This is a genomic window from Pseudonocardia lutea, assembly GCF_042658055.1.
GTDB classification, from domain to species: Bacteria; Actinomycetota; Actinomycetes; order Mycobacteriales; family Pseudonocardiaceae; genus Pseudonocardia; species Pseudonocardia lutea.
In genome coordinates this window covers 50972-63492 of sequence record NZ_JBHSQK010000037.1, presented here as the reverse complement: position 1 = coordinate 63492, position 12521 = coordinate 50972, and the positions used below count along the sequence as shown (strand labels likewise).

Annotated in this window: 15 protein-coding genes; 6 read left to right on the top strand and 9 right to left on the bottom strand. The window is 66.6% G+C overall.

Going from position 1 to position 12521, the window contains the following annotated elements:
• Nucleotides 1-45 precede the first annotated feature (45 nt).
• From ACFQH9_RS15940 to ACFQH9_RS15925, 4 genes are all read right to left on the bottom strand, one after another.
• Nucleotides 46-1518: an FtsK/SpoIIIE domain-containing protein gene (locus ACFQH9_RS15940; RefSeq protein ID WP_379566906.1), complete on the bottom strand. Its 1473-nt coding sequence runs from the start codon at nt 1516-1518 to the stop codon at nt 46-48.
• 160 nt (nt 1519-1678) lie between these two features.
• The gene (locus ACFQH9_RS15935; RefSeq protein WP_379566905.1) at nt 1679-1984 is read right to left on the bottom strand and encodes a WhiB family transcriptional regulator; all 306 of its coding nucleotides are present in this window, start codon (nt 1982-1984) and stop codon (nt 1679-1681) included.
• The gene (locus ACFQH9_RS15930; protein ID WP_379566904.1) at nt 1984-2391 is read right to left on the bottom strand and encodes a hypothetical protein; all 408 of its coding nucleotides are present in this window, start codon (nt 2389-2391) and stop codon (nt 1984-1986) included. The genes ACFQH9_RS15935 and ACFQH9_RS15930 overlap by 1 nt, the downstream gene beginning before the upstream one ends.
• 132 nt (nt 2392-2523) lie before the next feature.
• Nucleotides 2524-2967 (bottom strand): plasmid replication, integration and excision activator, encoded by a 444-nt coding sequence (locus ACFQH9_RS15925; protein WP_379566903.1) that lies wholly within the window; start codon nt 2965-2967, stop codon nt 2524-2526.
• A gap of 173 nt (nt 2968-3140) precedes the next feature.
• Here ACFQH9_RS15925 and ACFQH9_RS15920 point away from each other — a divergent pair, with 173 nt between their 5' ends.
• Together ACFQH9_RS15920 and ACFQH9_RS15915 are read left to right on the top strand one after the other, a co-directional pair.
• Nucleotides 3141-3902: a GntR family transcriptional regulator gene (locus tag ACFQH9_RS15920; RefSeq protein ID WP_379566935.1), complete on the top strand. Its 762-nt coding sequence runs from the start codon at nt 3141-3143 to the stop codon at nt 3900-3902.
• A 12-nt stretch (nt 3903-3914) separates the two neighbouring features.
• Nucleotides 3915-4577, top strand: coding sequence for a YdcF family protein (locus ACFQH9_RS15915; protein ID WP_379566902.1), 663 nt, complete (start codon nt 3915-3917; stop codon nt 4575-4577).
• Nucleotides 4578-4582: 5 nt separating this feature from the next.
• Here ACFQH9_RS15915 and ACFQH9_RS15910 read toward each other — a convergent pair whose 3' ends face one another.
• Genes ACFQH9_RS15910 through ACFQH9_RS15890 form a run of 5 tightly spaced genes read right to left on the bottom strand, consistent with a single transcriptional unit; the run spans nt 4583 to nt 9297 of the window.
• Nucleotides 4583-6031, bottom strand: coding sequence for a 5-methylcytosine restriction system specificity protein McrC (locus tag ACFQH9_RS15910; RefSeq protein WP_379566901.1), 1449 nt, complete (start codon nt 6029-6031; stop codon nt 4583-4585).
• Nucleotides 5919-6908, bottom strand: coding sequence for an McrB family protein (locus tag ACFQH9_RS15905; RefSeq protein WP_379566900.1), 990 nt, complete (start codon nt 6906-6908; stop codon nt 5919-5921). Before ACFQH9_RS15905 ends, ACFQH9_RS15910 begins: the two co-directional genes overlap by 113 nt.
• Entirely contained in the window at nt 6905-7546 is a 642-nt protein-coding gene (locus tag ACFQH9_RS15900) for a hypothetical protein (protein WP_379566899.1), read from the bottom strand. Before ACFQH9_RS15900 ends, ACFQH9_RS15905 begins: the two co-directional genes overlap by 4 nt.
• A 44-nt stretch (nt 7547-7590) precedes the next feature.
• Entirely contained in the window at nt 7591-8016 is a 426-nt protein-coding gene (locus tag ACFQH9_RS15895; RefSeq protein WP_379566898.1) for a very short patch repair endonuclease, read from the bottom strand.
• 6 nt (nt 8017-8022) lie between these two features.
• The gene (locus ACFQH9_RS15890) at nt 8023-9297 is read right to left on the bottom strand and encodes a DNA cytosine methyltransferase (RefSeq protein ID WP_379566934.1); all 1275 of its coding nucleotides are present in this window, start codon (nt 9295-9297) and stop codon (nt 8023-8025) included.
• A gap of 485 nt (nt 9298-9782) precedes the next feature.
• On the opposite strand from ACFQH9_RS15890, the gene ACFQH9_RS15885 reads away from it, so the two are divergent.
• The 4 genes from ACFQH9_RS15885 to ACFQH9_RS15870 all read left to right on the top strand — a co-directional run bounded on the left by ACFQH9_RS15885 (nt 9783) and on the right by ACFQH9_RS15870 (nt 12508).
• Nucleotides 9783-10073, top strand: coding sequence for a hypothetical protein (locus ACFQH9_RS15885; protein WP_379566897.1), 291 nt, complete (start codon nt 9783-9785; stop codon nt 10071-10073).
• A 527-nt stretch (nt 10074-10600) separates the two neighbouring features.
• On the top strand, nt 10601-11131 hold the full coding sequence (locus ACFQH9_RS15880; RefSeq protein WP_379566895.1) for a GNAT family N-acetyltransferase: 531 nt from the start codon (nt 10601-10603) through the stop codon (nt 11129-11131).
• A 56-nt stretch (nt 11132-11187) separates the two neighbouring features.
• On the top strand, nt 11188-11898 hold the full coding sequence (locus ACFQH9_RS15875; RefSeq protein ID WP_379566893.1) for a MerR family transcriptional regulator: 711 nt from the start codon (nt 11188-11190) through the stop codon (nt 11896-11898).
• 58 nt (nt 11899-11956) lie between these two features.
• Nucleotides 11957-12508: a dihydrofolate reductase family protein gene (locus tag ACFQH9_RS15870; protein ID WP_379566891.1), complete on the top strand. Its 552-nt coding sequence runs from the start codon at nt 11957-11959 to the stop codon at nt 12506-12508.
• The last annotated feature ends 13 nt before the right edge of the window (nt 12509-12521 follow it).

Sequence of the window (12521 nt, the reverse complement as noted above, 5' to 3'; positions counted from 1 at the left end):
ACACACCCCCACCCAGCAGCAGAAGCACGGTGTTCGCAGGGGTGGTCATGCTGCGGCCTCCGGTCGGTGCGGGGCGGGCAGGACGGCCGGACTCGACCCGTCCCGGACGAACGCGCCCAGCTCGTCGAGGTGGTGATCGTCGAGATGGAATGCGCGGACGCGGTCGATCTGGCGGCGGCCCTCGGACAGCACCCACGCGACACCGGGGGTGTCCTCGGAGATCTCGTCGGCAGCGGCACCGCGGGCCCGGGCTCCGTCGCCCAGGGCCAGGTTGACCTGGTCGGGCTCGTCCAAGCGCATGGCGATCTTCGTCGGGAACAGGTGGCGGAAGTCCAGGACGGCCTTGCGCGGGTCCTGCACCTGACCGACCACGCACACCCCCGGGGCACGCCCCTGCGAGGTGATCGACTGCAATGCGGCGTTCGCGCGTGCCTTCAACCCGCGGTCGGCCTGGTAGGCCACGACGTCGGCGAGCTCGTCGACCACCAGGAGCACGAACGGCTGCCCCGACTCCGGGCTCCACGCCTTCTTCCTCGACTCCCGGAAGTGCGCGGCGCGCTGGCGGGTGAGGGTGGCGACGTGTTCGAGCAGCTCGACCGCATCCGCCCCGTTGTCGTAGACAAGGCGGGTGAACAGGCCCGGGGCGCGACCGAGTTCCATCCCGCCCTTCGGGTCGACGCCGAACACCTGCACCTGACCGGAGCGGATGGCCGGGGCGAGCGCCCAGAGCAGCGCCCACACCACCGAGGACTTCCCGGCCCCGGTGGAGCCGACGACCAGCAGGTGGTTCCCGACCAGGCGCAGCACGAACTCCCGCCCGGTCTCGACCATGCCCACGACCAGGCGCCCGAGGTCGACCACCGCATCTGCGGCGGCGAGGACCGGAGGCGCGACGGAGGCGGCGAGGGTGTCGCGGTGGATCAGGTCGAGCCAGATCCGGCGGGGCTTGTCGACACGGACCCGGCAGGAGGTGGCGCCGAAGGCGTGCGCCAGCTCGGCGGCCCGATCCTCGAAGTCATTCGGTGCCTGCCCATGCAGCAGCCCGACGAGGACGCGGTCACGCCACCCGTCAGCGCGCACCCGGCGGACACGCGGGTAGTACCAGGACCGGCCGACGCGCCGCGCGATCCCGGACAGCCGCATCGTGCGACGCCACACGACCGCGTACACGCGCACCCGGCGGAACTCCGACGCGAGCTGCCCGCCGACGGTGCGGGTGAACGAGTCCCGCCACAACCACCACCAGCCCGCGAGCAGCGCTCCCACGCCCAGGGCGACGCCGAGGGACCACAACCAGCCGTGCCAGCACCCGAGCACCACCAGCCCGACGGACGTAGTGAGGGCGATCGGGTAGCGGTAGACGCGGCGGGCGGCGAAGTTCACGGCGACGGCAAGCACCCCGACCGCGATGACCGGCGACAGCACGGTCAGGACGGGCTTGGGCAGCATGGTCCACCACGGCAGGCGCGGGCGCTCGATCTCCAACGGGGCGGGCGAGGTCCAGTCCTTGCGGCTCACGAGCGGGTCTCCTTCCTGCGCCGGGGCCGGGTGGTGACGGCGGTCAGTGGAAACAGCACGGCCTGGCCGAGGTGATCGGCGCAGCGCCGGCGGCGCGGGTCGGGGCGGTCGGACAGTGGTGCCCGGCAGACCTCGCATCGGTCTGGGCGGGTTGTGTTGTTCATGCCGCCTCGCTTCCGACGGCCGGACGGAAAGGGCCGGCCGCCGCGGGCTCCGCAGTGGTGCCGGCGAGAGCGTCCCGGTTCTCCGGGGTGGTCCCGGCGACAACGCCGTATCGGGCTCCGGCGGGCTCCCGGCGCATCCAGTCGGCCAGGCACGCGGCCTGAACCGGGCAGTCTGCGCAGACCCGGCGGGCCGCAGCCACACGAGCTGCGTAGTTCGGCGCCTGGTCATCGGGGAAGAACAGGTCGGGGTTGGTACCCGGACGGGCGCACAGCGCCCCAGCGGGGAAGCCGACGACCCGCATCAGGCCACCCCCAGCTCAGCCCAGTTCGACATGGCCCCGGCGGCATCCGAGGTCGGGCGCTGGTCGGCGCGGGCGCGCCAGTCGGCGGCGGTCTCCCGCCAGAACCGGGCGTCCTCCTGGGCGGCCTGGATGGCGCGACCCGCTGCCGACACGTAGACGAACGGCACCCCGTTCGCGCTGTGTCGATAGAGGACCCGCCACCAGCGGGCGGCGCGGTCGTGAAGGACGGCGAGGCGGTCAGCGCGGGACGCGTTGTCCAGCGCAGACCCGTTCGGGATCTCGTAGGCGGCGTTGAGCTGCCACCGCAGCCGGTGGAACGCCGCGTCCACGATCGCCGGGACCGAGCCGGGAACCGCGCGGGGGTCGGGGACGAACGTGGGTGCCTGGTACGTACGGGTGCGAGTCATCTAGCCTCGGTGTCCTTCCAAGTCTGGCTGTACTGCCTGCTCAGGGCGTGTTGCGAGGCGAGGGAGAACGGAGGGGAGTCCGCCGCAATCGGGCTCCCCTCCACCCTCGATCGGTGGCCGGAACATCGATGCTCAGGCGGCCTCGGAGTTCGAGCCGGGGTTGCCCCCGGACCGCGGCGTCGGCTTGCTCCCGACGGTCGGCGCGCGCATCGCGGTCGCCCGGAAGCTGTACGCCACCCGCGGACGACCGCCGTTCTCCTGCACGTACGGGGTCACGGTCAGACCCTCGAACTCGACCGGCCGGAACGGCATCCCCGCCAGCGTCTCCGGCGGCACCGGCTGGTGAGTGGCGGCCAGCTTTACCACGACGGTCTTGTCCGCCCGCCGGGCATCGGGGTCCGCGTCGAGCACAGACACCGACCACACCGGCAGCCCGGACTCCTTGTCGAGCTGCTGGACCGGGCGGCCCGCACTGGACTTGTCGAAGTCCCGCACCGCCTCCACCTCCGACACCACGTAGGCGCCGTGCGGGAAGACGTCACCCATCGAGACCGGGAACCTGTTCTTGATCGCCATCGCTGCTTCCTCCGCTCGTGGTCCGCGCTGAGGGTCAGCGCATTAGGACCAGCTGTATTGGAGCAAGCGAGAGCGACACTGTCAATAGAGGGGGTTCTATCAACCGCGCAGTCCGCCGCTGAGGCGGTACAGCTACCGTTATCGGAGTCGACCAGGGAGGACCATTGAGCACGGTGGGGTACCGCGAGCTGGCCGCGATCCTGCGGGACGCGATCCAGCAGGGCACCTACGCGCCCGGCGACACCCTGCCCAAGCAGGACGAGCTGGCCGCCACGCACGGGGTCAACGTCAAGACCGTCCGCAACGCCGTGGCCATGCTCGAAGCCGAAGGCCTCGTGACCCCGATCCGGCGCCGCGGGACCGTCGTCCGCACCCCGCCACCGATGCGCCGCCTGGGCATCGACCGCTACAGCAAGAAGAAGTGGAAGTACGGCGACGTCGTCGCCTTCGCAGCCGACCGCGAAGCCTCAGGCCGCGACTGGAAGCCCAGCGACCAGACCCAGACCGTCTCCCTCGTCGACGCCGACGCCGAGATCGCCGAGGCCTACGACATCGAACCCGGCACACCGGTCTACGCACGGGCGCGGCTCGTGAAGGACGACGACCAGCCCACCCACACCCTCACGAGCTACTACCTGCCCGCCCACGTCGAGGGCACCCCGCTCGTCGACCCGACACCAGGCCCTGCCGGCCGCGGGGGAGGGTTCGCCGTCCTCACCATGCAGGGCCTCGAACCACACCACATGACCGAGTCGTTCTACGCGCGCATGCCCACTCCGGACGAGGTCGACCAGCTCAACCTTCCCGCCGGCGAGCCAGTGATGATCCTCAACCGGCGCACCTACACCGCCGACGGGACACTCATCGAGGTAGCGCGCGGGGTCCACGCCGCTTCACGCTTCTCCTGGACCTACTCCTTCGACATCCCCGAGTAGAAGGACCCACCGATGCCGAACACCACCATCCCCGCCGAGCTCCGCGCCGACGTGGAGACCCTGTGGGAGTTCAACCAGATGCACCATGAGCTACGCCCCGTCGACCTCGGCATCGGACTCGGCAGCCACGACCTCGGTGTCGCCACCTACACCGCCGAGCTGTACCACCAGGGCTACTTCCCGCGCATCGTCTTCACCGGCGCCAATGCCCCCACCACCATCGAACGCTTCCCCCGCGGGGAAGCCGTCCACTACCGCGAACACGCTCTCTCCCTCGGCGTTCCCGATAAGGCGATCCTTATCGAGCCCAACGCCACCAACACCGGCGAGAACATCGACTTCACCCGCGCCCTCGTCGAGCGCTGCGAGCCGCCGGTTCGCTCGGTCATGCTGATCTCCCGGCCCTACCAGCAGCGCCGCGCCTATGCGATGTGTCGCTTCCGATGGTCGAACGTGAACGCCATCTGCGCGTCCCAACCAAGCGATCTTTATTCATATATCGAGACAATCGGGGAGCCCGACCGCGTCGTAAACATGCTCGTCGGTGACACCCAACGAATTTGGCTGTACGCAGAAGCAGGATGGGCGGAACCACAGGCTATTCCGGGAGAAGTCCGGAAGTCGTTTGACCGCCTAAGGTCAGCTGGCTATACAGATCGACTAGTTGGAGAGTAGCCAGGTCATTCGTTGGGCGATTCGCTCACAAGTAGTGATTCGACTGCATGTCGGAGTGCGTCGCCTTCCGTACTAGGATCATCCGCTGCCAAGTCCAGCTGATACTGCCAGACTTCGATCTCGCCGATCGTTCCGAGTTGCCGCAGCGACGTACCACGATGAGAATGGCTCCGCGGATGAACCAGTAGGACGCGGTTCAATCCATATCTGACCCCGTACGTAACCACCTGATTGATCGCATCACGAGCCGATAGGCCCGAAACAGGGACGTTCTTGATCTCAATAGCTAGGACTACCCGTCCCGCGGCATCAACAACGACCACATCGGGCGTGGCTTTGGGTTCCCGATGCTCGAGGAAGAGACTAGTTGCACCGTCACCGTTACCATCTAAGACGCCAAATGGTAGGTCCGCCATTCTTTCCCGCAGAGTATTACGCACATACCCTTCGAATACATAGTTCATGTTGACTACGATCGAAGGGAGATTCACCTCGTTTCCTAGAGAATCCAATGAGACCCCCCGGTTAAGAATGACGCTGCGAGAAACTCCCAGAGCCGCACGGTAATACGCACGAAGATCAGGCGGCTGTTCTCGGCCCTGCACGAGGCGGTCCGACAGAAAGCCACGCTGCAAGTCCAACTCGACGTTCGAAAACAGGTCGAGGGAAGCGACTAGTCGCTGATGCAGGCGGCGTGAGCGATGCGGGACAGGGCCACTCGCATACTGCTGAATCAGCGTCCAGATAGCGTACTTGATGCATCGGTTCGCCGGAATGTCGGCGGTCCGATGAAAGTATGAAGTCGCTAACTTGTCATTGATTCCCCTCGCACGCAGACCTTTTAGCGTCTGTGTGAACAGCACACGGCCCCTTGGGAATGCCGAGACCTCCCTGCGTTGCTCGTACTCCCGCAGTAGCCCCCGCTCATCGATAGCCTGGAGACCGCGGATCAGCGCTCCCGCATAGAGGTCTGTGAGGTATGAAGCCCACGTGGGATGTGTCCAGTATCCGCGAAGATCGGGGATCACTACCGGCGGATGCTCGGAGATTTCAACAAGACGGTCCAGATTCCTGAGAGGGACCCGCGGACGAACCCTCACCACCACGGTCTCATTCAGCGGCACTAGGCCGATGAATCCTCTTGCCCTCAGCGTAAGCTGGCCGGCCTTCAAAGTTACTGCGAAAAAGTCACCCTCTTCCACATCCCGATTCAACCGCAAACGGCCATCGCCACCAAGAAGCGAACTCAGTGGAACATCTACCGGACCCTGCTCGACACAATCGAACACCTCGACTGGCCGGACCACTTGAGACGAATGGGAGAAATCCCCATGAGCGAGCCTATTCATTTCCTTGATCAGGCTTCTCGTCCGGAACAACGACGTCAACGGGCGGCAGATTCTCCGGAAATACTCGATCCCAAGAAGAAACAATGTCTCGATGCGTATCAGCATCAAATCTGAGTGCGCGCTCGAAGATGAACCGTAGCTGATACTTCCAGGCGGACCTCAGCGAATCTTCATCGACTACATCTACGAAGAACGTGTGCCCGATTGCAGCCTGCGGGAGGCGGGCAGCCAACCCATTCACCTTATCGAAGAAGCCAACGACTCTACGGGCGAGCGGCGCGTCGAGTCCATTGTCTGCGAGAATCCGCTCAAGGATGAAGCGGTCCGGATCCATGGCGATCTTTGCAAAACGCCGCTCGAACGCCGCGTCGACTTCATCGACCCCTTTGTCGAGGGGGTTCATCGTGGCAATGACGAAGATATTCCTCGGGATTGAGCGAATCTGACCTGACGCCAGAGTGAAGGGAAGCGTCCGCTTAGATTTCTCGATGTAGGTCAGAGCTTCGCCAAACACGCGACCTGGCTCACCCCGGCTGAGCTCATCGATTACCAATACATGCAGCTTCTCCGGTGCTTTTTCAGCGACGCGACAGAGTTCCATCAGGGTTCGATCAGCCAGTTCGAAGCCGCCGTCCTCAGTAGGACGAAAACCCTGAACAAAATCCTCGTACTGATACGACGGGTGAAACTGTACATAGCGGCTTCGGGATTCGTCGCCTTCAGTCAAGACCGTTGTGGCCTTCGCCGCGTACCAGCTCTTACTCGTGCCAGGAGGCCCGGTAAGGATCACGCCGCCGTACCTTGGAAGGAGAGAGATGATCTCCGCGACAATCGGGTCATTGCTCTCGATCTTTGGATCGTCAGGTCTGTTAGAGCCATGGTCCTTGGCAACTACGTCCGCTCCGACATTCAGCTCCTCGGCGGTGAGAGCGCGGACAGGACGGTCGCTTCGCCAGACGTTTGGCTGAGTCGGGGGGGTCATGCCTCATCGACCTCCGCTAGCTCAACGAGAAGCGAGCTAGCCACTTCGTCGGGAGCGTTATCGAACAACTTCCTAAAGTCTGCGCTTCTTGCTCCGTGGTTCAGGAAACCGAAGTCATCGAGGAATATGTCGATGCAATCCAAAATGCTTGGAGTGCTGCCGTCGACCGATAGAAAGCCGAAGTCTCGGTAGAGGAAGACCACCAGGTCAGCCACGTCTAGCGGCTCATCGTAGAGCAAGTATTCACGAGCGAGGCGGGCATGATCGTCTTTCAGATTGAACAACTGACCCGAGGTCGTAACGACTTGCTGCACCTGTCCTCGTATGGAAGACGGGGCGTAACTGCCGGCCAGATTGCGGTTCATCCAATAACGAGAGCGGTTCGCGCCACCCCGCTCCAAGAAGGGTCGAAAGTACGGCTTGTTGGGTGGACCACCCGGCACCGTCAGCAGAATTCCCAACTCTGACCAATCCGGCCGAAGCTGGTCGTTGCTATTTTTACTTACGGCGAGCTTGCGGAGGTGCAGGTAGGCGGGGAAGAACGGATGGATTCGACGGGCCTGCAACGCAGCGATCGCGCTCCGCACATCCTCGACAGCGAGGACGAACTTCCGCGAACCTTCTCCTCCGGCCGTCATACGGCGAGAGCCTAGTTGGTCATGAGCCGGCTGCTGCCGGCAGCCTAGCCATGACCGCGTTCTGCTCTACGGGCGAGGACCAGGTCGTTGATCCGCTGTGCCGCTTCTGCTGGGTCATCGTGCTCCCACACCACGACGAGGGCCCAGCCAGCTTCGGTCAGAGAACTTTGCGTGTCGGCGTCCCGCCGCCGGTTCCGGTCGATCTTCTCCCGCCACCACTCCGAGTTGGACTTGGATGCGCGCGAATGATCAGGGCAACCGTGCCAGAAGCAGCCGTGCACCTCCACAGCGACCTGAGCTCCGCGGAAAACGATGTCGCAAGTTCGTCTTAACGCCGGGATAGGGCGCACGTGGACTCGGTACCGACGTCCGAGGCGATATAGCTCTCGCCGTAACGCCATCTCCGGAGCAGTTTCGCGGCGGCGTTGCAGCTGCATTCGCCGTCGCGTCTGCTCCGGAGGTTCCTTCACGGGAAATCACATGGCCGCAGGAAGAAGATCATCGCGCTCAGCTGCGGCCTGCTCTCGCGCGACGGCATTCCGGAAATCCAGATCAAGCACAAGCTCGGCGGACTCTCCCGACATGGATACCGTCAGCGCCTCCGCCATACGACGGGCGAGCAGCGGCGGGACTGCATTACCGATCTGGCGGTACTTAGAGGTCAAATTCCCAATGAAACGGAAGTCGTCAGGGAACGATTGTATCCTCGCGCCCTCACGCGCAGTAAAAGCCCGGTCCTGGTTCGGGTGCGTATACGCGCCAGTAGTGACGTTACCGAATTGCGTGATGATGGTGTAGCTGGGCCTATTGCGATCGGGACGGGCGAACAGGTTGGTCCCATCCGTGCGACGAATCTTCGCGAACCGCTCAGGAAGTAGCTCCTGAGGAATTTCCCGCCAAGTTTGCCCCTCCGCTACATGCTTAATGAGGTCAAGGTGAACTTGGGGAAGTGGCGTCGCCTGGTGGTCAAAGAGCAAGTCCGACGACCCGCGAAGAGCTGCCTGGTATGCGGTCAGCGGAGCCTTTGTGTATCGACGCTCCTCGACCCCGCCGCCAGCCGATATCGCGGGAAGGTCACTAATTGCGTCCCACAACGTCAGGTGGCGTTCGAGGTGGGGGAACTTTTCAAGCCGACGCTTCTCCCACAATGCGATCGCATCCCTGCGCACTGCACCCATATGAGTCTGCTCAGGCCACTGAAAGACTTTTCCGACCCGGTTTCCGACAATCATCAGCCGACGCCGCAGTTGCGGCACACCGAAGTCGGCAGCTAAGACAATCTTATGCTGAATCTGGTATCCAAGAGACTCAAACTGATCGAATATACGTCGACCAAACTCACCTTTGTTGAACCAGAGCAAACCGGGAACGTTCTCCATAACGAACCACTCGGGACGCAGGTCACCGACGAGACGGGCGTACTGACGATAGAGCATATTCCGCGGATCGTCCTCGGATGCCCATGACCCACGCCTGCCCTGGGTGGAGAAACCTTGGCAGCTCGGGCCACCGATCATGACATCAACCTCGCCGAAGCCCGACTCGGCGAGGAGATCTTTACCAGAGACCTCGTGGACATCGGTGTTCAGAATGGTGGCGTCCGGGTGGTTGAACGCGTGTGTACGGCAGGCTTCCGCATCGAAGTCGAGACCAAGACGGACGTTGTAGCCAGCCTGCCGAAATCCCTCACTCAGGCCGCCCGCACCGCTGAAGAGGTCGATGACTCTGGGACCAGTCCCCGATGCCGTCACTGTCAACCGCCCTCCTGCGCCGTGCAAACTACAACGGTGTAAGACTACCGGGTTGGCGGCTTCTCGTCGAGCCGGCGCCCCCGCGCGGGAGAGTAAGGCGCGCCACCGACAGAACCGGCGGGTGGGATGCCGTCAGCGCGCAGGCGGGTGGACGGTAAGCTGCACCAGCGCTTGTCTTGGACGTGACCATCGCGGCCTACGCGTGCACCACTCGTCGCTGATACTGGCCTCCATGCAGCCGCGAGGTGTGGTTCGGCCCGGCGGATCACTCCCGGACGCTTGTCCCGGGGCGTTCCGAGGTCGCTGCCGAATCCGCCTGTATGAGATCAAGGCGCCGCCTCCGGCGGCGCGGGCCGGCTACGCCGGCACCGCTCGGCTCGCTCGCTCCTGCCTCCGGCCCGCTCGCGGCCGGCGGCACCAGCTATCCGGCCCAGACACGCCGAGGGGCGGCAGATCCCCACAGGGCTGATGGCAGGCTCAGCGCCGTGAGCTCCGAGGAACGCGCCGAGCACGTCCGCCATGCACGCCAGCGACTCGCAGTCCTACACAGTCTCGCTCTCGGGCTCGACAACGCACGAGCCGTCTCCGACACCCTCATGGCGTCCGAGAACCGGGCCGCCGCGCTCATCGCTCTCCAGGAGCTGCTGGGCGTCGACGACACGGGCGCCCGCGCCATCGCCGAGCTGCAATGGGCACGGCTCACCAAGGACACCCGCCCGCATGTGACGCAGGAGATCGAGGAAATCGAAGCCGAAATCCGAGGGCTCGAAGGCTGACGTGGGCTCCGCCCACACCCGACACCGCTCGGAGACCAGGGGAGTGCCGGTCTCCTCACGGCGCGCCGCGACGGCTACCGGACCGAGGGGCGGGCCACAAGGCGGGACAGCGTGCCTTGCAGCCCACCCCTCGCCCCGGCAGGGTGGAACCCGCGCCGCGAGGAGACCAGCACAGCAGCAGGCCGGGCCATTCGTGGGCCATTCACCCCGGTCAACCACGGTCAATCCGGGCCACCCCAGACCGGACCGCGGCCGAGGTCAGAGCCCCTACGTCGGGCCGACACCTTGCTTCCCAAGCTGAATACGCGGGTTCGATTCCCGTCATCCGCTCTCGCACGAAGGCCCAGGTCAGCGGGTGTCCACCCCGGACCTGGGCCTTCGTCGTCCCCGGCCCGGACTGACCACGGCACCGGTCCCCGGGCCACGCTCGACCCCGCCGGTTCCCGGTCGGGATCGTCCGCGGGGCGCTCCTGCGGTGACGACCCGGCCGTCCTGACCGCCCCGCTCGTCATCGGGGTCGGGACGGCGTGACGCGCCGGCGGAATGCGGTGTCCCGGGCCCGTCGGGACGGGCACGATGCGGGGATGCCGAAGGTGCGCCCCTACTCCGCCGAGGACCGCGAGGCCGTGGTCGCGCTGTCGCTGCGGGCGTGGGAACCGGTGTTCGCGTCGATGCAGCGGGTGCTGGCCGGGTCGGGGGTGTACGAGGCCTTCTACCCGGACTGGCGGCGGGCGCAGGCCGAGGCGGTCGCGCGGGCGTGCGCCGAGCTGGAGGCCTGGGTGGCCGAGGTCGACGGCCGGGTCGCCGGGTTCGTCGCGCTGCACTCGCTCGACGCGACGACCGGGGAGATCCACATGGTCGCCGTCGATCCCGCGCTGCAGCGGCACGGCGTCGGGCGGGCCCTCACCGAGCAGGCGACGACCCGGCTGCGCGAGCGGGGCAGCAGCATCGCGATGGTCGAGACGGGCGGGGACCCGGGGCACGCGCCCGCCCGGGCGCTGTACGAGCACTGCGGCTACACGCCGCTGCCCTCGGTGCGGTACTTCCGCACCCTGTGAGGCAGCAGCACGACGGGGTCGCCGGCGGAGCCCCGGCGGGGCGTCGCCTGCGGCCCGTGGACCTCGCGCGCGCCGCGGGCATCTCGACGCAGCAGGTCCGCAACCACGAGGACGCCGGGGTGCTGCCGCCGGTCCCGCGCACCGCGTCGGGTTACCGGGCCTACGACGAGAGCCACCTCCGGGCGCTGCTCGCGTACCGGGCGCTCGCCGCGGGCCACGGCTCCCCGACCGCGACGGCCGTGATGCTCGCGGTGCACGCCGGCGACACCGCCCGGGCGTTCCGGCTGCTCGACGAGAGCCACGCGGGCCTGCACACCCAGCGGCTGGCGACGGACGAGGCCGCCGCCGCGCTGGAGGCGCTCGCCGGCGCGGAGCCGCAGGCCCCGCCGGGTCCGCCGCTGTCCGTCGGTGAGCTCGCCCACCGGCTCGGGGTGCGGCCGTCGGCGCTGCGGGTGTGGGAGGCCGCGGGGCTGCTCGCGCCGCAGCGGGAGCGGATCGGACGCGCCCGCCGGTACGGGGCGGCCGACATCCGCGACGCGCAGATCGTCCGGCTGCTCCGGCAGGGGCACTACCCGTTCGCGCGGATCCGGCCCGTGCTCGACGGGTTGCACCGGACCGGCGGACCGGAGGCGTTGCGCGCCGCCGTGGCCGAACGACGGGCCGCGCACGACGCCCGGGCCCGCGCCATGCTCCGCGGCGCCGCCCGCCTCCACGACTACCTGGAGCTGCGCGACGGGTGCGGCGCGAGGCGGGCCGGCGACCGATGAGTTCCCGTGCGCCGGGCGGTCGGAGGAGGGACACCAGCGCAGGAGAGGACGGGCACCCATGCGCGAGATCGTGGTCTCCGAGTTCGTGACGCTCGACGGCGTGATGGAGGCACCGGGCGGCGAGCCGACGCACCCGCACACCGACTGGGTTTCCGGGTACGCCACGCCCGAGCTCTTCGCGTTCAAGTACCGGGAGGTCGTCGAGGCCGGCGGGCTGCTGCTCGGCCGCACGACCTACGAGAGCTTCGTGGGCGCCTGGCCGCGGCGCGAGGGGGACTTCGCCGACCGGATGACGGTGCTGCCCAAGTACGTCGCCACCTCGCGCCCCGAGGAGCTGACCTGGAACGCGCGCCCGCTGATGGGCGACGTCGTCGACGCCGTGACCGACCTCAAGAAGGGCGACGGCGGTCCGCTGCTGGTCAACGGCAGCGCCACGCTCGTGCGCACCCTGCTCGCCGCCGGGCTGGTCGACGAGCTGCGGCTGCAGGTCTTCCCGGTGGCGATCGGCGGCGGCCTGCGCTTCTGGCCGGAGGACCGGGGCAAGGTGGCACTGCACCTGGTCGACGTGAACCGCCACGGCGACACGCTGCTCCAGACCTACCGCGCCTGACGGGCGTCCCGTT